General features: G+C 63.1%; 14 protein-coding genes. 5 read left to right on the top strand and 9 right to left on the bottom strand.

Annotated features, from left to right (window positions below; translation table 11 throughout):
* Positions 1-903, top strand: coding sequence for an SMP-30/gluconolactonase/LRE family protein (locus ABIC76_RS00400; protein WP_354532578.1), 903 nt, complete (start codon positions 1-3; stop codon positions 901-903).
* Between the two features lie 52 nt (positions 904-955).
* Positions 956-2,257 (top strand): MFS transporter, encoded by a 1,302-nt coding sequence (locus ABIC76_RS00405; protein WP_102067691.1) that lies wholly within the window; start codon positions 956-958, stop codon positions 2,255-2,257.
* A 21-nt stretch (positions 2,258-2,278) separates the two neighbouring features.
* On the opposite strand, the gene ABIC76_RS00410 is transcribed toward ABIC76_RS00405, so the two are convergent.
* Entirely contained in the window at positions 2,279-2,860 is a 582-nt protein-coding gene (locus tag ABIC76_RS00410; RefSeq protein WP_354532579.1) for a hypothetical protein, read from the bottom strand.
* Between the two features lie 255 nt (positions 2,861-3,115).
* Between ABIC76_RS00410 and ABIC76_RS00415 the strand changes: the two genes are divergently transcribed.
* Positions 3,116-3,901 (top strand): MHYT domain-containing protein, encoded by a 786-nt coding sequence (locus ABIC76_RS00415; RefSeq protein WP_354532580.1) that lies wholly within the window; start codon positions 3,116-3,118, stop codon positions 3,899-3,901.
* A gap of 95 nt (positions 3,902-3,996) precedes the next feature.
* Positions 3,997-6,735 carry an FtsK/SpoIIIE family DNA translocase gene (locus ABIC76_RS00420; protein ID WP_354532581.1) on the top strand — a complete coding sequence of 913 codons (2,739 nt, stop codon included), beginning with the start codon at positions 3,997-3,999 and terminating at the stop codon, positions 6,733-6,735.
* A 53-nt stretch (positions 6,736-6,788) separates the two neighbouring features.
* On the opposite strand, the gene ABIC76_RS00425 is transcribed toward ABIC76_RS00420, so the two are convergent.
* The 8 genes from ABIC76_RS00425 to tssJ form a co-directional block, all read right to left on the bottom strand.
* The gene (locus ABIC76_RS00425; protein WP_354532582.1) at positions 6,789-7,499 is read right to left on the bottom strand and encodes a hypothetical protein; all 711 of its coding nucleotides are present in this window, start codon (positions 7,497-7,499) and stop codon (positions 6,789-6,791) included.
* A 71-nt stretch (positions 7,500-7,570) separates the two neighbouring features.
* Entirely contained in the window at positions 7,571-8,629 is a 1,059-nt protein-coding gene (locus ABIC76_RS00430) for a hypothetical protein (RefSeq protein ID WP_354532583.1), read from the bottom strand.
* Between the two features lie 237 nt (positions 8,630-8,866).
* Positions 8,867-9,919, bottom strand: a complete 1,053-nt coding sequence (locus ABIC76_RS00435; RefSeq protein WP_354532584.1) for a PoNe immunity protein domain-containing protein — start codon at positions 9,917-9,919, stop codon at positions 8,867-8,869.
* Positions 9,920-9,966: 47 nt separating this feature from the next.
* A complete protein-coding gene (locus tag ABIC76_RS00440) occupies positions 9,967-11,601 on the bottom strand; it encodes a hypothetical protein (RefSeq protein ID WP_354532585.1) in 1,635 nt (544 codons plus the stop codon).
* Positions 11,598-14,405, bottom strand: coding sequence for a type VI secretion system Vgr family protein (locus ABIC76_RS00445; RefSeq protein ID WP_354532586.1), 2,808 nt, complete (start codon positions 14,403-14,405; stop codon positions 11,598-11,600). The genes ABIC76_RS00440 and ABIC76_RS00445 overlap by 4 nt, the downstream gene beginning before the upstream one ends.
* 70 nt (positions 14,406-14,475) lie before the next feature.
* Positions 14,476-15,261 (bottom strand): type IVB secretion system protein IcmH/DotU, encoded by a 786-nt coding sequence (gene icmH, locus ABIC76_RS00450; RefSeq protein WP_027678922.1) that lies wholly within the window; start codon positions 15,259-15,261, stop codon positions 14,476-14,478.
* Positions 15,258-16,604 (bottom strand): type VI secretion system baseplate subunit TssK, encoded by a 1,347-nt coding sequence (gene tssK / locus ABIC76_RS00455; RefSeq protein WP_027678923.1) that lies wholly within the window; start codon positions 16,602-16,604, stop codon positions 15,258-15,260. Before tssK ends, icmH begins: the two co-directional genes overlap by 4 nt.
* Before the next feature lie 15 nt (positions 16,605-16,619).
* A complete protein-coding gene (tssJ, locus tag ABIC76_RS00460; RefSeq protein WP_231479625.1) occupies positions 16,620-17,213 on the bottom strand; it encodes a type VI secretion system lipoprotein TssJ in 594 nt (197 codons plus the stop codon).
* Between the two features lie 439 nt (positions 17,214-17,652).
* On the opposite strand from tssJ, the gene ABIC76_RS00465 reads away from it, so the two are divergent.
* Entirely contained in the window at positions 17,653-18,282 is a 630-nt protein-coding gene (locus ABIC76_RS00465; protein WP_354532587.1) for an outer membrane protein assembly factor BamD, read from the top strand.
* The last annotated feature ends 33 nt before the right edge of the window (positions 18,283-18,315 follow it).

Raw genomic sequence — 18,315 nt, forward strand, 5'->3', positions numbered from 1 at the left:
ATGGCAGTCAACGTAGAACCGGTTGTCGAGCGGATTGGCAATATGCAATGCGGTGTCGGCGAAAGCCCCGTCTGGCACGCCGGTGAGCAGGCGCTGTACTGGACGGACATTCCGGACCGAAAGCTGTGGTGCTGGAATTTCTTCTCGGGCCAGACCCACAGCTGGCCGCTGCCCGAGATGGCCGGCTGTATTGCCATGGCGCCCAACGGTTGGGCGATGGCGATGGAGACGGGCATCTTCCTCGCGCCGCCGCCCAGCGCCGGCATCGCGCTTGGCACCCTGCAACGCCTCGCTACGGTGGCGCATCCTCGCCCCGACATGCGTTTCAACGACGGTCGCTGCGATCGCCAAGGCCGGTTTTGGGCCGGCACGATGGTGCTGGACACTTCGCTGGGTCTGCCGCTCGGCAAGCTGTATCGCTTTGACGCGGATGCGGCGCGCACAGGGCGCGTCGAGGCCGTCATCGACGACCTCATCGTCCCGAACGGCCTGGCCTTCAGCCCCGACGGCAAGACGATGTATCTGTCGGATTCGCACGCGAGCCGCCAGACGGTCTGGGCTTTCGATTACGACGTCGACAGCGGCACGCCGCACAACCGCCGCGTCTTCATCGACATGAACGCGCACCCCGGTCGTCCCGATGGCGCCGCCGTGGACGCCGACGGCTGCTACTGGATTTGCGGCAACGATGCGGGGTTCGTGCACCGCTTCACGCCAGACGGCCGCCTTGATCGAAGCATCGCCATTCCTACGTCCAAACCGGCCATGTGTGCGTTCGGCGGCCCCGGGCTGGACACCCTGTTCGTGACGTCGATCCGCATCGGCGACGACCCGCTCTCGGGCGCCACGTTTGCAGTGCGCCCGGGCGTGACTGGATTACCGGAACCCGTCCTGCACCTCTGAAACCGAGTACGCCCCGCACACAAGAAGAACCGGGGGCTTTAGGAGACAACACATGAAACCCATCAAAGGCTTGCGCTGGTGGATCATCGGCCTCGTCCTCAGCGGCCTGATCATGAACTACCTGGCGCGCAATGCGCTGGCGGTGGCGGCGCCTGAAGTGAACAAGGTGCTGAACATCAGCACACAGCAGTACGGCTACATCGTTGCGGCATTCCAGGCAGCCTATATGGTGATGCAGCCGGTGGCGGGCTATGTGCTCGACGTGCTGGGCACCAAGTTGGGTTTTGCGCTGTTTGCGGCGGCGTGGTCGGTGGTCTGTCTGCTGCACAGCACGGCGGGCGGTTGGCTATCGCTGGCGGCGTTCCGCGCCATGCTGGGGATGACGGAGGCGGCAGGCTTTCCATCGGCGCTGCGGGCCACGGCGGAATGGTTCCCCGCCAAGGAGCGGTCGATTGCCACCGGCTGGTTCAACATCGGCTCGTCCGTGGGCGCGGTGGTCGCGCCGCCATTGGTGGTCTGGTGCATCCTGCACGGCAACTGGCGCTTTGCCTTTGCCGTGATCGGCGGGATGGGACTGGTGTGGAGCGTGCTGTGGTTCCTGCTGTATCGCGTGCCGGCCAAGCACCATCGCTTGTCGGCCGAGGAGCGCGAGTACATCCGTGCAGGCCAGGAAACGCCCGACGACAACGCGGATGCGCCCAAGCCGTCGTGGGGCAAGATCGTCAGCGGCCGCCGCTTCTGGGGCATCGCCATCCCGCGCTTTCTCTCGGAGCCGGCTTGGCAGACGTTCAATTATTGGATTCCGCTGTACATGGCGACCGAGCGCCATATGAACCTGAAGGAGATCGCGCTGTTTGCGTGGCTGCCGTTCCTGGCGGCGGACGTTGGATGCGTGCTGGGCGGCTATCTCGCGCCGTGGTTCCAGAAGCGCTTCTCGGTGTCGCTCGTGACATCGCGCAAGCTGGTGATGGTGACGGGCTGCCTGTGCATGATCGGCCCGGCCTGCATCGGACTGGCGACGAGTCCCTACACGGCGATCGCGCTCTTCTGCGTGGGCGGTTTCGCGCATCAGACGCTCTCCGGCGCGCTGTACACGCTCACGTCCGACATGTTCGGCAAGCACGAAGTCGGCACAGCCGTCGGGCTGGCGGGCATGTCGGGCTACATGGGCGGCATGCTCTTCTCGCTGGCGGTCGGCACGCTCGCCACGACCATCGGCTACAACCCGCTGTTCGTGGCGCTGGCGGTGTTCGATATCGTGGCGGCCATCCTCGTGTGGACGATGCTCAACGACAAGCAGGCGCGCCCCGTGCCGATGCAGCCCGGTGGAACGGCACCGAGCACGGCGGCTTGATTCCGCGCCGGCAGGCGTCGATCACGCAGCCTGCTGGGCGACCTTCGGATTGAGCTTGGCCGGGCTGAGCGGATCGAAGTCGACCCATTCGCCGTTGCGCCAGCGGCCGGCGGCTTCTTCGACGTCCATGCCGCCGGCACCGGCCAGGATGCGCGCGGCTTCGGCTTCCCGGTCGGGCGTCACGCGCACCGCCAGCAGCACGCCGGAATGACGTGTGCGCAGCGTGGCATCGGGCGGTTGCGCGGGCTGGGGCGCGTCGCGTGTGGCGATCATGGCACCCGCCAGCGAGCCGATATAGGCGCCCACCCCGGCTGCCACCACCGAAAACAGCACGGCCACGTGCAGCGCAATCAGCACCACCACACCGGCAACGGCGCCAACCGCCGCGCCAATCGCCATCCCCTTGCCGGCGCCCGCATGTGCGCGGGCGGCGCCAGGGTCGGCATTGCGGTCCCCGCCAATCGGAAACGCTGCGTGCTGGCCGGACGGGTTGACGAAGAAGACGTTCACATCGTCCTCGGAAAAGCGCTGGGCAAACAGCGCACGCGCGGCGTCTTCGGCGCGTTCAAACGTGTCGAAACGGGCTGCGACGATGAGCGACATGGGGCCTCCTGAGAAACGCATTTCCCATAGCGCAAGCAAGCGGGGGGCCTGCGGCCAAAGTCGACCCGAAGTTACCTAAAGCAGGTGATTGGCTGGGCAATCACGCGTCGCCATACTTGCGTCCCAAAGGCCCGCGCGAGGCCGTTCCATTGCCAGACAGACGATAACGAAAACGTGGCCGCCCAGAGCAAAGGGCGGCCAGCCGATACCGCCCGGCAATCCGGCGGTCTTTTGGTATTACAACGGGAGGGTGTCATGTTCTACGGCTTTTCTGCGGTGCCGGGCGCGATCGTGCCCTATGCATACGACTGGCTGCTGGTGGGGCTGTCGTATCTCATCTCGGTGGCGGGGGCGTATGTGGGCTTGCGATGGTCAAGACGCGTGCGCAACAAGAACGGCACCCTCGACATGGACCGGCTGATCTGCGCCAGCGTGGCGCTCGGCGGCGGGGCGGTCTGGTCGATGCACTTCATCGGCATGGCGGCCTACCGGACGCCCGTCCGGATCGAGTTCGATCTCTTCATGACCATGGTGTCGCTGCTGGTGGTGATGGTCTTTGCCGCCGGAGGCCTCGTCATTGCATCGCGCACCACGGGCAACCGCCTGCGCAACATTGCCGAGGGCGGCGTGCTGACCGGCCTGGGCGTGGCGGTGATGCATTACACCGGCATGGCGGCCGTGCACACCAACAGCAACTTCGACTGGGACGTCTCCATCATCGGCGTCTCGGCGTTGATTGCGGTCGTGGTGTCGATGGTTGCGCTGTGGCTCGCCACAACCGTCAAGACACGCGGCCAGCAGTTCGGCGCGGCGCTCATCATGGGCGTGGCCGTCTGCGGCATGCACTACACGGGCATGACGGCCGGCACGATGATCTGCACGGGGCAGAGCTATTCACCGTCGCTGTTCGCCATTGAAGGCAGCAACATCGGCTATGCCGTGTTTGCGCTGGCGGGCACCATCCTGATGATCATCCTGCTGATCGAGGCGTCGCGCAGCGCCAGCAGCGCACGCGCCACTGCCTCGGGCACGTTGCGCTGAAACGTGTTGCCAGAACGCCCGGCCGCGTGTTTTTCGGCTGGGCGATTCTCATGGCGGTGGCGCGCCCCGCTACAATCGCGGCCTGGCATTTGTAGATGGCGTTTGAAATGGTGCTTGGCTGGTTTGGCATTTCCACCGTGTGGCTGCTGCCGCTGGTGTGGCGGTATGTGACGCGCGCGCTGGCGGGGGAGCGGGACTTCCTCAAAGGCCGGGGCACCGTGCGGCTCTGGCTGGTGACGCTCGTCGCGCTGAGCGCCAGCGCCGCGCTTGAAGCCCTGACTTCTGGCGCCGACCCGCAGGACAAGGCCGGCGGTGCTGCCGGGCGCGCATTGTCGTCGCTGTTCTCTCACATGCTGGGCTGGACGGGCGCGTTCCTCCTGATGCTCGGCGTGCTCATCTGGGTGGCCCCCATGGTGTTCGGACGATCGTGGGGCCAGGTGTTCAAGCGCCGTCGCGCCGCTGATGCCGAGGCGTCCTCCGACCCGGACACCGCCCACGACGAACCCGTTGACGACGGCTTGAAGCCGACTGCGCTCGGCCTCGGCGGGGCAGGGGAGACGCGCTGGAGCGGTCATGCCGGCGCTGCACAACCGACGGTGCGTCATCGTGGCATCGAGGCAGTTTCGGCCCGCCGCCAGCCCGCATGGCAGCCACCCCCGCGCACGCGCCCCTCGCCGCCGCAGCCGGGCGAGATCTGGCCCCTGCTTGACGCAAAGAAGGGCGCACCGGCTGAAGCGCCGGCCACTGTGAAGACGCCGCCTGCAGCTCCGACCACGCCGCCGCAGACGCCTGCGGCACGCCCAAAACCGCGTGCCACCATCGTCAGCAGCCCGTTCCATCAGCCGCAACTTGGTCTGCAAACGCAGGCTCCAGCGCCAGCCCCGGCGGCCCCGCCGCAGGCCATGCCCGCTGCTGAGCCGGTCGTGCTCGCCGAGCCGACAGCGCCGGAGTTGGCGGAGGCGAAAGTCGCCGTCGCAGAAACGCCAACGGTCGACCTCGACGCCGTACGCCAAGAAGCCGAGGCGCTCCTGGCCGAACTGCGCGGCCTGATGGCGCCCGCCGTAACGTCGCTTGCCCCGGAGGTTGCGGAGCCCATCGCGGAAGCCGAAGCCGGACCCGCCCCGATTGTCGAAGCTCTGCCCGAAGCGGAAGCGCTGTCCGCTACGCCGGCCATCGAGCCAGCCGCGCAGCCGGAAGTCGCGCCTGCCGTGCCTGCGCCCAAGCCGCGCATCGTCTTGCCGGCCGTGGTGGGGGAGGTGGTGTCACGCGCCACGCCGGCCATTGCCGCAGCGTCGGTGCCGGCGCCCGCACCAGCGTCAGCTGCGGCACCTGCCGTACCGCGCATCGTCGACTATCGCCTGCCGGGCGCCGCATTGCTGACCGCTGCAACCCCCAGCGCGGAAGCCGTCTCCGCCGAGCACCTGGAAGAGACGAGCAACCTGATCGCCCAGCGTCTGGCGGAGTTCAAGGTGCCGGTGACGGTCGTTGGCGCATCGGCCGGGCCGGTCATCACGCGGTTCGAGGTTGATCCGGCAATTGGCGTGCGCGGCGCGCAGGTTGTCGGGCTGATGAAAGACCTGGCGCGCGCGCTGGGCGTGACGTCCATCCGCGTTGTCGAAACCATCCCCGGCAAGACGTGCATGGGCCTGGAGCTGCCCAACGCCCGCCGCGAAATGATCCGCTTGTCGGAAGTCGTGAACGCAGCGGATTTCCAGTCGCATGCGTCGCACCTCGTGCTGGCCATGGGCAAAGACATCACCGGCAACCCGGTGGTGACGGATCTCGCCCGCGCCCCGCACCTGCTGGTGGCCGGCACGACGGGCTCGGGCAAGTCGGTCGCCGTCAACGCGATGATCCTGTCGATGCTGTACAAGGCCACGCCCGACGACGTGCGCATGATCATGATCGACCCGAAGATGCTGGAACTCTCGGTATACGAGGGCATTCCGCATCTGCTCGCGCCCGTGGTGACCGACATGAAGCAGGCCGCGCACGCGCTCAACTGGTGCGTGGGCGAGATGGAAAAGCGCTATCGACTGATGTCGGCGCTGGGCGTGCGCAACCTAGCCGGCTACAACCAGAAGATCCGCGCGGCAGAACAGGCCGGCCGCAAGGTGCCGAATCCGTTCTCGCTGACGCCCGATGCGCCGGAGCCCCTCTCGACGCTGCCGATGATCGTGGTCGTCATCGATGAACTGGCCGACCTGATGATGGTGGCCGGCAAGAAGATCGAAGAGCTGATCGCGCGCCTCGCGCAGAAGGCCCGTGCCGCCGGCATCCATTTGATTCTGGCGACGCAGCGGCCGTCGGTGGACGTCATCACCGGCCTGATCAAGGCGAACATTCCCACGCGCGTGGCGTTCCAGGTGTCCTCCAAGATCGACTCGCGCACGATTCTCGACCAGATGGGCGCCGAATCGCTGCTCGGCCAGGGCGACATGCTGTTCCTGCCGCCGGGCACTGGGTATCCGCAGCGCGTGCACGGCGCGTTCGTCGCCGACGAGGAAGTACACCGCGTGGTCGAACACTGGAAGCAGTTTGGCGAGCCCGAATACGACGAAGCCATCCTCGCCGGTGATCCGGGTGAAGCTGCCGCGAGCGGTGATCTGTTCGGTGGCGAAAGCAGCGATGCAGAAGCCGATCCGCTCTACGACGAGGCCGCGGCGTTTGTGCTCAACACGCGCCGCGCGTCGATTTCCTCCGTGCAGCGGCAACTGCGCATCGGCTACAACCGTGCCGCGCGGCTCATCGAACAGATGGAAGCGGCAGGACTGGTGTCGCCGATGGGGCGGAATGGGCAGCGTGAGGTGCTGGCGCCGGGTGGTGGGGAGTGATCGTGTAGGCGTCTGCGAGGCGCCCACGCGTCCACGCCGAGGGGCGGAAGCACTCAGCCTTCCGCGGTGGCATTCAACGCTTGAAGCCACTGCCCCAGCTGTTCCTCACCTTCCTCATCCAACTGCCCCGACAGCTCGCCATACCATTGAGCAATGGCTTCGATCGGCAGGTTCGCCTTGAGAATAGGCAGGCTGTTTTCCAGAAAGCTCGGGAAAAACGGGATGCCGCGCATGTACAGGAAGTGCGAATCGGTGATGCGAACGTGCGCGTAGACATCGCGCAGCCAATCCAGATACGGCAATGCCTCGGCCACGTGCCCGCTCTGCGTGAGCGACGAGATGAACTGCGTGCGAGCCGTGACGCTGGACATCTCGTGCGTCTGCTCGTTGATCTCGTCGAACTTCATCAACCACGCTTCGCCGCGCTTCAGTTCGCCGCACATGACGGACGTCGTCGCCAGCTGCAGCGCGTTATGTGCGCTGGGCTCCTGTTCGAACAGCGCAAGCCAGTAAGGAAACGCCTCGGGATAGCGGCGCATATCCGAATAGGCGAGCGCGCATAGGCGGTTGGCGTCGGCGTGGCGATCGGCGTACGGCGCAGCAGCGGCGATGGCAGCTTCGTGCCGGCCTTGCTGGTAGGCCTCGAGGGCAGGGGCGAGTTCGGGGGCGATATCGGATGAGGTGTCGTCGTCTTTCGGCGGTGGGGGCGGGTTGGCGACTTGGTCTTTGGCGTTTCGGCCGAATAGTTTTTTCAGTAGGCCCATGGTGTTTTGTTGGTGGTGCTGGAGCGGGGCGCCCGAATTGCTGGGGGCTGCAACCCACATTTCCCCAGCGTTTACAGCTTCGGATCAGATTGATCGCTATCCCACTGCCAGATCGTCGAACCGTAGTCCGATACAACCTCCGGCATCAGGGTTCCTTGCGAGAAGAACCGGCGAGAGCCTGATTTGGCTGGCGTTATCCAGTAGCCGCTCTTTGGGCAGGGGGCGCCTGCTTCACAGCGCAAATGCAAAGTAGTTGCGGGCATGGCTTGGCCAACGGGTTGCGATACGAAGTACCAGGTGGTATCGACCGCTTTTGTCTCTGTCAGCGTGATCGATCGTTCCTCTACATCATCATCGTCGGGCATCGGGAAATCCGCCCAAACGTCGAGCGGCTTTCCGCAATAAATCCGATATGTAGGTTGCATGGGATGTCCTTGGACGCAGAATGCGAGGCTGAAGTCGTTAGCGCCCTCCATCCACTGCTTGGGTACCCACACGCCCGTGCGGGGACAGGGAGTGCCGGGGCTCACATGCTCGCTGACGTCAATGGGGTGCTTCGGATATACCGGCGGAGGCGACATGATCCCGTATCCTTGGGCAAATTTAATCGCGTCAGCAGAGTCGCCTATGTGGCTGTCGTCTCGATCGAGATAGATTTGACTGCTTCCAACTGAGCCGCGGTTTAGCCAAAGCCTCCCACCTGTCTCGTTATTGCGTAACGTTTCGCTTCCCGTACCGCAGGCATAACTCAAGCGGCGGAAGGCTAGGTCCCATTGCTTACGCTGGTCCTCATTCATCCATCCCAGAGGTTGTTCGACGAGCCCGCGGTAGTCTGCTGAGGGAGCCCTCAGGAAATCAATCATCGGCATGTAGTCGCCGCCGTTCTTGATAAACCCGATACCACGTCGGATGTTCTCGGCATGCGTCAGGTAGCGAGATACCCAGTAGTCGAGGCGAGCGGCGCCATGAATCCCGTGCCCGGTAATGAGGTTGTTGTACAGCTCGGCGAATTCTTCGCAGAGGCGGGCGCACAGTTCGTAGTACGCGATCGACGTGGTTTGATAGAGAAACCACGCATCCTGGTCAAGGTTGCGTGGTACGTCGTATGGCCTCAAGTTTGCTGCACTCATTGGATATCGTCAGGTAAGGAAACAATGATTCCTTTTGCTTCTTGTTGATTCCAGTCTGCGAAGCCCCAGCCCGTTTCAAAGGGGCCTTTTACCTGAGGTTTTGCTCTTGTTGCGGCGTAGCTTTAAAGAATGCGGCAAGTCGATTGACCATTCTCGGATCTCCGCTCAAGCCCAGGGGGCGGATCCGGCCTATCCGTTTAGCGCAAACGGGCGCGCAACGAGTCGAATCCTCTGAACCTAGAGCTTCGGATCGGATTGATCGCTATCCCATTGCCAGATGGTTGCTCCGTAATCGGATGCGACTTCCGGCATGATTTCGCCTAGCTTGAAATACCGACGTGATCCGCGCTTTGCGGGCGTCATCCAATACCCCGCTCTGGGGCACGGGCTATTTGCATCGCAACGCATACCGGCTGCTGCGGTGATTGAGTCGATACCGGCGTCTGGTGCGAGCCGCTCGACCGATTTATTTGCTCGGGCCCAGTCGGCAAGATCTTTTGGGTATACCAACTGATCCCTAAAGGAGCGGTCGTCAATGTTGTGCAGTACAGAGATCGCCGCCGATTCGAAGGACCAATAGCCGTAGTAGGGTATCTGGTGCTTTGCGGCGTGCACGTGTCCATCATGCCAGGGGGCACCCTCAAAGGCTTTATACCAACCGGCCAAGTATTTCTCGATCTCTGCAGCGGACGCAGCGGGACTTTCCGGTGAGTAGAACGAATCGATCAGCGCGTCATATGGGACGACATGGAAGTACTCGGTTATATCGTGTCGAGGATCAGGCACCGCCCGCGAGACGAGTTCCTCAAACAGGATATCGTCGCTGCGGTATGGGTGCAGCCAATCGGCGATTTTGCGCAGGGCCGCACCATCCCCAAACAGGACACCAAGGCTCGCCATATCGATGGCTATTTGAAAGGCGTATAGGTCTTCAAACTCTAGCGGTGTACTGTCTTCACGGAGCTCGTCGCCCGATTCAGCAGCGAGCGCCTTAATATAGGTTCGGTAAGCTTCATGCCAGTTACCCAAGGCGTTCACGGCATCGGTATATAGCGGTAGAAGAGCGTCAATGGGCGAACCGGCTGTGTAGTGAAGCTTCAGAAGGTTCAGCTTTTCTTTGAACGTGCTTCCGGCAATCCCCGCGAAAGCCGGGTCTGACGGGCTTACGTTGTTCCGCTCTTCACTCTCGTTTTCGAGAATCAGTGTTGAGAGCCAGCTCTTGTTGAGTTCGTAGAATCGCTCCGTTAGGAACTTTTGCCGGCGATGGCTTCGAAATGTAGCTTCGGTCATAGGTACTGCCTTGCGGTATCCGTAACACAGATGGGGCGAGTATCGCTCTACTGTTGTGGCTTCCTTGGCTGCTTAGTGCCCTTGGAGCCTTTTGTTTGTTCTCCTCGAGGCGCCAAGTTTTTTGCAGCACGGGCACGATCTCGAGCTTTAACGACGGCGTCGATTGCGCTTGCTTCCCATTCTTTAGTGATCCCGTGCTCGATATGTGGGTGAACATCTTTGTCCTGCTTCCCAGCATGAATATCCACCAGGGCCTGCGCGTGATCGAGCGCCCCCTTGGACTCGAATGTCACCAGGACAGTACGTCGATGGTAGCGAGAAGCATTGATTTGACGTAAGGCTAGCTCTGACTGAGGGTCAAGCCCCTCTTTTTTGGAGCGATCCTCTACCCATTCCGTGGACATCTGTACCTTGGGCGAGACGGTTCCTCTCTTGTCGCTACTGTCACTCAACAGATAGTGGAGAAGCTCGTTTTCTGGGCTGAGTCCCGTTACAGCAGGAATCTTTCCCTCTCTTACCAAATACTTCCCAAGCCCATAAGCCGCTCCTATGCTCTCGCGGGCTTTGGCTTCCGTTACCGTATAGCCTGCTCCATGCTGCCAGACAGCATCGAGGCCCGCGTGATTCACTTTGGGCAGGTCAATCAGTCTTAGATTGACTGGCCGCTTGTCTACATTGATTTTTTTGATCGTCGCGGGCGCCCAACGCCCCTTTAACTTATCGTGAGGCCAACTGCCGCTGAGACGTTGAACCTCGTGATAGTCGACCATATGCTCGCCTACCAGCCCCTTCTCTTGACTGGCCAGGTTCGCGAATGTTTTGCGCGTGAGTTGTATGGCTGCATGTAGCCGTCCGCTATCCTTCTTTGCACTAGTACGATCACTTTCTCTCACTTTGGTCCTACCCTGCCGCTCTGGCGTGCGGCCTCTGGGATGGAGGTCCGCCTTATTGTTCCCAGACTTTGCCCGGAGCCCAGGTGTCGCTGATCCCGCCACTGCTTTCTGTCCGGCAGCCATGACGATTGCGGCTGCTTGCTCGCCCAGCAAGTCTTCAAGGAAGGCATAGATTTCATTGCTGGCGCGCTGCAACGGTCCACCAATCTGGCCTCTGAGTTTCTTGAGGGAAGGGAGAATCTCTTTGGCGAGATTTTGGACTGGGTCGGGGATCAGCCAATCTTTCCAACCGCTCGCGGTCGCAATAAACTCGGTCAGTTCAATGGCCGCGGCAAGGGCAGTATCGACTTGAGCGATAGCAGAATTTGTGCGGACGACCCACTTGCCTAGTAGTTCCTGGCGGACCCATTTGATGGCGCCCCCTTTGCCTAAGCCAAGGAGGCCTTCAATAGCTTCAAGGCCGGTATGTATTGCACCCTTGGCGGCTCGCCGCTCTTTCCAAAGTGGCTTGAAAACCGTTTTGAAAGCGCTGCCAATTTCCGGGATGGCGCCGAATGCAGCGAATCCGAGATTGACAAGCTGAGTGCTATCTGCGTACTGGAACCCGCCTCGTTTATTGATTTGGAAAAGGGTGCCGGTGATGTCGCGAGCGTCCATTACTTGATCCAGGACGGGCACCATAGAGATCAGCCCACCTACGAGTTGTGCGCTAGTGCTTTGTTCTTCTTCAAAATCACCAAGCAATAGCGTCCGAAAGAATCGCTCGATCTCGCTGCGCGTTCCGCTCATGCTTGAGCTCCAACGATGGGAGGTTCAGTTTTAAGCGCACGTTCAATCATTTCGGAGCCTTCCTGCTGAACCTCTTTTTTGTTGTATGCAGCGTCGTCCCGCGAAAGCGGTGGCGCCTTCCAATCCCGTGAGTCTTCTCCATAGTCCACTTGGTATGCGCCGGGTGGAACGCCCTTCAAGAGCTTGTATCCATCCTGATTCAATGTGCCTTCCAATACGGTGCCGTTGTCGAAGGTAACTTTGTAGGGCGCTTCCACAACCGGAGTGAGGTCGTCATAGTGATAGTGCAATTCAATTTCGCGGACGGGCTCAGCTAGCGCTCCCACCGGCAACGCCGGCAACGCCGCCGCCTGCCCCCCGGGCCCCTCAAACGGATGCCCAGCCCCCTTCACCGACAGCAACCCCGACGTCTCAAACGTCACCGCATTTCCTTCCAGCCGGATCAACGAATCCCCGCCATGCAGCACGATGTTCTGCTGCGCGAGGATCTCGACCGAATCGGCCGACGAGGTGACGGTGACGGCCTTGTCTGCCAGCACGGCCAACGCATCGGTATGCGCCTGGATGGAGACCGGCCCGCCTTCGGCAATCGCGCGGATGCCGTTGCGTTGCGCGAACAGGCTCACGCCCTTTGCCGCCGCGGCGGCGATGACATTGCCAGCGGCAAGGTGCCAGTCGGCCTGCGCGGTGCCGTGCAAATGCCGCCCCGCGTAGACGGTGGTCGTGGCCTGCGAAGCGAGCGCGATGCTGGAGGGCGATTCGGTCACCAGCAGCGGCTGGCCGAATTTATCGACGGGCTGCTGTGAATCCTGGCCATTGACGTTGCTGGGGTACTTGCCGTCCTGCGCAGGGTCGAGCGCCTTGTCGATCGGCTCGAACGCTTCGTTGGCCGCCAAGGGCAGCGCTTGCTGGCTCGCGGCGGCATCCGACAAGCGCTGTGCCGTCTTCTGCGCGGCGGTGAGCTGCCCGCGCGCTTCATGGGCGTCGAGCAGCGTGCCGACGGCTTGCGCACGCGCGGTGGTCGAAAGCAGCAGGCCTGCGCCAGCGCGGACCACCGCCCAGGCGTCGGTGCGCAGTTCGGCGCCGGTGCCGCGCCACGTGCCGCGGTCTCCGCCCGTGGCACCGTGCGAGGTGACATAGCCGAGGTTGAGCTGGCTGTTGGCGGTCGAGCTGGCCAGGCGCGTGCGCAACTGGCCGGGATGATCGTCGACGACCCACTGGTTGTAGCCGTCGCCGCCAAGACCTTGTGAATGCCAGCCGGACAGGGCTTGCCCAAGCGGCGCATCGGCAGGGGCCCACGGCAGGGCGTCCTGCGTGTTGTGCAACTGCATGGCGATCATCGGCCGGTCGATGTCGCCGTCGATGAACGTCAGCAGGACCTGCGTGCCGGCGCGCGGCAGGTGATTGCCGCCCCAGTTCGGGCCCGCGCTGGCGCTGGCCACGCGCACCCAGGCGGTGACTTGCGACCGGTCGCTGTTGGACGGATCGGAAAACGCCTTGACCTCCGGCGCGCGCAGCCACGGGAAACGCACCCGAACGCGATGGTCGCGGTCGGTTGTGAGCGGCGCACCGTCGTCGGCAATGACCACGGCAGCCTGGCCTTCAGGCGCCGTCGGGCGGCGTCGGTAGGGCGGCACGATGGGCGCCTCGGCCGGTACGGCGACGAAACGATTGCGGTAGCTGCCCGATTCGATCTCGGTGGTGGAGAGCAACCGTGCGATGTCGGCGCCGAGGTTGTTGGCGGCTTCGTGTTCCACCTGCAGCGTGACGAACTCGCTGTGCTTGCTGTCGAAATGCTGCGTGAGCGTGAAGCGCTGGCCGGCGCCCAACTGGCGCACGCTGCCTTGGCCTTCGTAGCGCAGGTACGCGCCTTCGTGTGCCTGCATGCGCAACTGCGCGGCGCGGCCGGCCTCTTGCGCATTCGAATATTGATACGAGCCCGAGGCTTCAAAGCGTTCCAGCGTGGGCAGCTCACCGCCGGGGTCGCTGGCGCTGGCTTGGGCGCTGGTCGCAGCCAGTGCCTTGTAGTCCCACGAGGCGAGCGTCACTGCATTGGTGCCCACGCTGTGCGCGTGCGAGAAACGCTCGATGGCGTCTTCGCTTTCGGTGGCGTCAACGCGATGGAAGCGGATCTGCGCCTGCGGGCAAGCCGGACGTTGCGCATCGTTGTCGAAGATGACGACGGTGTGACGCGACAGCGTGCTGCCTTGTTGTTGCTTGTCGTCGCTTTGCTCGTGCTCGATGCGGAATGACAGGCCTTCCTCGGCCAGCAACCGCATCACGAACGCGTAGTCGGTTTCGCGGTATTGGCAGCAGATCGATCGTTTGGCGCACGGCTGCGTTGTCGCAATCTTGTAATGCGCGGTGGGGTATTCGCCGAAGACATCTTCGATGATCTCGAGCGCGGTCTTGTCCTGGTAGACGAAGCAGTCGCTGCGTGTGCGCAGGCGATCCAGCCAGGGCACGACGCGCAGCCGGTAGCGTGCGAGGCCGCCGTCGCCGCCAAGCGATGCGCAATCGGCCACGTAACCGTGCCAAGCGCGTCGCTTGCCGTCGGCTTGCGCCAGGCGCAGCGTGACTTCCTGCGACGCCAGCTTGGCCGTGTCCAGATGCGCCGACGGGCTCAGGCAATCGATATGCAGGACGAATGAGGCCGACACCGCTTCGGTGGCGGTAAAGCGCTCCACGACGAGGTTGTCGGAAGCAAGCGCCGTCTCCAGCGTGATCTGGCGGGTCTGCTGCCCGAGCAGCGCGCCCAGGACGGCTTGTGGCACGGCGGCCGGCAGGTTGGACAAAGGCTTCATCGGAACAGCGTCGCGCTGGGGTTCGTGTTGCGGTTCAGCAGAAGGATGGGCGCGCGGCCCATCGGGGCCATCACGGCAGCGAAATCGTCAGGTGCGAGAAGCGCGGCCCGAGCTTGATGACCTGCGAATAGCCTTCCAGCGTTTCGTTGGTCTTGGCGTTCAGCGTGTGCGACAGGCCGAGGAAGCCCAGCAGCCCGATCAGCGCAAACACGGCGCCGAAAATCCACAGCGGCGTTTCGCGCTTGAGCATGTGCGCGACCTTGTCGGGCAGCGGCCAGTGCGGTGCAAACGCGGCGCGCTTGCCTTTGATGGCGGAAATCTCGTCGCCCAGGCGTGCGGTCAGGTAAGCCAGCTTCTCGGGCCCTTCGAGGATGTACTTGCCGCGAAAGCCCAGCAGCAGGCACATGTGGAAGACCTCCAGCGCCTGCAGGCGCGGTGCACCGTGCGCGCGCAGTTCTTCGAGCTTGACGAAGAAGGTCTCGCCGGCGAGCTGTTCGCCAAACAGGACGAGCTGCAGCGGGCGGCGTTCCCAGGCCGGGCGGATCGCAAAGTTGGACGACAGGATGGTTTCGTCCACCGCGGCGCAGAAGGCGTACTTGGCGTCGAACACGTCTTCGGCCGACACGTTCAGGCGCTTGGCACCACGGTCGAAATCGTCGAGAAAGGCGCGCACGCGCGAGAGGAAATCTTCTGCGCTGGTCGGCTGCTGGGCATTGCGCAACTGGAACAGCATGAAGAAACCGTCGTACAGCAGGTCGAGCAGCGTCCGGGCGTGCGTGTTGGATTCACGTGCATCCGCCGCAGCGGTTGCCGGTGCCGAACCGCCAAACAGCGAAGGGGTGGAGGTAGCGCTCATGAAGTCACCGCGATCAGTTCAAGTTTGAGTTCCCGGATGCCGGCCGGGGCATAGATAGTGAGGGTCTGGGCCTGCAACATGCGCTCATACAGCATGCCGCGCGCTTCCACGGCGAAGTAGCACGCGCCCGGGCGCACCGGAATGGCGGGCGGCACCTGCGGCGTATAGGTGAGCGGTACGCCGGGCATGGACGACAGCACGAGCTTTTCGACGTCGTCGGGGGCGCCGACCTTGAAGCGGGCCGGAATGGCCTCCACCAGCTCGGCGGCGGGCATGTCTGCCGACACCGACAAGTAGAAGCTGGTCTGGTCGTCGATCTTGCCGGAGTCGATGCGGCCGAGGTGGAACGACGGGCGCGTCTCTTCCAGTGCAATCGCAAAGTAGCGCGTGGAGATGACGGTATCGAGCAGCTCGCGCACGATCGTGTCGAGCTTGGCAAACACCGGGCCCGGGTTGTCGTGGTCGTAGGCGGGCAGGTCGGCCAGCGTGTAGCTCTTGGTGAACGTCATGAGCGCGCCGGCCAGGCGCAGCATTTCCTGGAACAGGCGCTCCGGGTGCAGGTCTGGGTGGTGATACAGATGCGACAGCGCCGCAAACGCCGCATTGGCCGTATGCAGCAGCCAGAACGAGGCAATGTCGCCGGAGCGAAATTCGATGATGTTCTTGGTCGGCTCGCGGTGGAAGCCATACAGCGCGTTGACCTTGGCCTGCAGCGCGTCGAGCAGCCGGCGCAGGCGCTGATACAGCACGGCCGAGGCGTTGATTGCCATGCTGGGCGCGACAAAGTTTTCGTCCAGCTCAAAACCGCCGGTGCCGGTGCGCCGCACGCGCACCACGGGCAGGGAGATGAACTGCTCGCGCGGTTCCGTCTCGGCAATCAGCTTGACCGACTTCTTCAGGTACGTGATGGCGGCGGGCTCGGCCTCTGTATACAGGTCTGCCGTTTCCTCTTCCGTGCCGACAAAGCGCGATACCGATGCGCCTTCGATCTGCTCGCGGTAGTTGCCGCCATTGTCTTGCAGCGGATACAGCGCGATATGGAAGGTCAGCTCCGATACGCCGGCAGGGATGGCATCAAGCACCAGCGGAGGGGGCAGCGCATCGGCCTGCGGTGCGAAGTACAGCTCGCCGTCGGGAAAGAACAGCGACAGCTCGATCACGCGCAGCACGCCGCTGGCCAGCGCATCGGTATCGAAGCGCGCATGGCGGATGCCCCACGCATACGGCTGGATGACTTGCGCAGTCGCATGCAGGCGCGACTCGTGATACGCGTCCTGGCGTTGGAAGTGCTGCGGGCGCAGGAACAGCCCTTCGCCCCAGAGAATCTTTGCGGAGTAACTCACGTTGGCCCTTGTTGTTCAGCTACCGCAAACCGCGGGGGAGAGCAGGTTGAGATCGGTCAGTGGTGTGGCGCCAGCCGGTGTGGTCAGCGTGCCGGACGTCACCGTCATGGCGCAGGCGTGCAGCCCGATCACGATGCCCGACTTCTCGTTCTTCTCGGTGTTGAAGGCAAACTTCCAGCGCTGCGACGCGGGGCTGCGGAACAGCGCCACGACGCCGAGCGTGGTGGCTTCGCGCGAGACCTTCTCGGTGAAGTCGTAACGCTGGCCCGGGATCAGCGTCATCTCACGCACGTTGACGAGATCGGCGCCCAGCGTCTGCTTCTCGCGCGCCGGGTCGATGAAGGTGTCATACGGCGCCTGCAGGAAGCTGGTCGGGTCCTTCAATGAATACAGCCGCACCACCACCGCCACCGGGCGACGGTCATTGGCGGCGTTCAGGTTGTTGCCCGCCGTCATCTTGAGCGGCACTTCGCGCGGCGGCTTCTGCGCATCGGGCACGTTCGACGATTTGAGCCCCATCGCTTCCAGCGCGCCGTTGGCCGCACCGGCCAGCACGCTTGCGCCGGTGGAGCAGGCTGCCAGCGCGACCACGCTCACGCTCACCAGCATCAGCTTGAGCGCCCCCGCGAGATGGTGCTTCAGAGACCGCTTCAGAAGGCGGCCGCAGCCCGGCTGCCTCGCCGCTTGCTCCCAAGCGGCATCGAATTTCATCATCTTCATGCCTGATTTCTGAATTACTTAATTCTCTTTGTTTGACTGCCGCTGTGCCCGTTCAGCTAAAGGAAACCGGTGAATTGTTTCGATTCCTTAATAAAGCAAATCGGAAGAATGTTTCGGTTTCTTAATAATCGAAGATCGTTGCCGGATGCGGATCTAAGGTACTGAATACAAAGGATGTTTCGGTTCCTTAATAATCCGTTTTTGGTTGTCAACGGCAACGAGCGGAGTGTACTATTTCGCGCCAGTCGAGACCAACATTTAAGTCGCCAATTCCGGCGAATTTGATTGGGTATCGACACACCGCTTTGAAACTTTGAAGAGTCTCGCCGTGGCCAAATCCTCGTCTATTTCCGTTCTCCGTTCCTTCATCGTGCTGTCTGCTGCCGCCGCGCTGTTTGCAGGCTGCTCGACCACCAACCCCGGACCCCAAACCGACGAGGCCTTCGGCCAGAGCATGTCGGAGGCGGAAGCTGCGGCCAAGGGCGGCCAGCAGGACAAGGCGATTGATCTGTACCAGCAGATCGCCAAGCAGAACCCGACGCGCGACGAGCCGTGGGTGCGCATTGCACAGCTCCAGTTCGGCGCAGAGAAATATCCGCAGGCCATCCTGGCTGCAGAAGAAGCCCTGCAGCGTGACAACGCCGATCGTCAGGCAAAGAGCATCCTGGCTGTGAGCGGCCTGCGCGTGGCGCGCCGTTCGCTGCAGGAGCTGCGTGCCGACAGCGCGCTGGCCGGCGACGTCAAGACCGACGCGCAGGTGCTTGCCAAGATGCTGCGCGACACGCTCGGCGAACAGGTCCTGTTCCCGGGCGAGCAGACGGCCAAGCAGCCGGTGCGCCGCCCCGCGCGTGTTGTCCGCCGTGCAGCGCCGGCCGCCGAGCACGGCACCACTGCAGCGCCGGCAGCTGCTACCGGTGCTACCAGCGGCAGCGCAGACCCGTTCGGCGCACTGCGTTAAGCACAGCGCTGGTTCGCATTCCTGGAGGAACGT

This window comes from Ralstonia sp. 1138 (assembly GCF_040544795.1).
Classification (GTDB): Bacteria; Pseudomonadota; Gammaproteobacteria; order Burkholderiales; family Burkholderiaceae; genus Ralstonia; species Ralstonia flatus.

Excerpts from the sequence above, each read along its gene's own strand:
- ABIC76_RS00400 (WP_354532578.1), top strand. The coding sequence starts at position 1 with ATGGCAGTCAACGTAGAACCGGTTGTCGAGCGGATTGGCAATATGCAA.
- ABIC76_RS00405 (WP_102067691.1), top strand. The coding sequence starts at position 956 with ATGAAACCCATCAAAGGCTTGCGCTGGTGGATCATCGGCCTCGTCCTC.
- ABIC76_RS00410 (WP_354532579.1), bottom strand. The coding sequence starts at position 2,860 with ATGTCGCTCATCGTCGCAGCCCGTTTCGACACGTTTGAACGCGCCGAA.
- ABIC76_RS00415 (WP_354532580.1), top strand. The coding sequence starts at position 3,116 with ATGTTCTACGGCTTTTCTGCGGTGCCGGGCGCGATCGTGCCCTATGCA.
- ABIC76_RS00420 (WP_354532581.1), top strand. The coding sequence starts at position 3,997 with ATGGCGTTTGAAATGGTGCTTGGCTGGTTTGGCATTTCCACCGTGTGG.
- ABIC76_RS00425 (WP_354532582.1), bottom strand. The coding sequence starts at position 7,499 with ATGGGCCTACTGAAAAAACTATTCGGCCGAAACGCCAAAGACCAAGTC.
- ABIC76_RS00430 (WP_354532583.1), bottom strand. The coding sequence starts at position 8,629 with ATGAGTGCAGCAAACTTGAGGCCATACGACGTACCACGCAACCTTGAC.
- ABIC76_RS00435 (WP_354532584.1), bottom strand. The coding sequence starts at position 9,919 with ATGACCGAAGCTACATTTCGAAGCCATCGCCGGCAAAAGTTCCTAACG.
- ABIC76_RS00440 (WP_354532585.1), bottom strand. The coding sequence starts at position 11,601 with ATGAGCGGAACGCGCAGCGAGATCGAGCGATTCTTTCGGACGCTATTG.
- ABIC76_RS00445 (WP_354532586.1), bottom strand. The coding sequence starts at position 14,405 with ATGAAGCCTTTGTCCAACCTGCCGGCCGCCGTGCCACAAGCCGTCCTG.
- icmH (WP_027678922.1), bottom strand. The coding sequence starts at position 15,261 with ATGAGCGCTACCTCCACCCCTTCGCTGTTTGGCGGTTCGGCACCGGCA.
- tssJ (WP_231479625.1), bottom strand. The coding sequence starts at position 17,213 with ATGCTGGTGAGCGTGAGCGTGGTCGCGCTGGCAGCCTGCTCCACCGGC.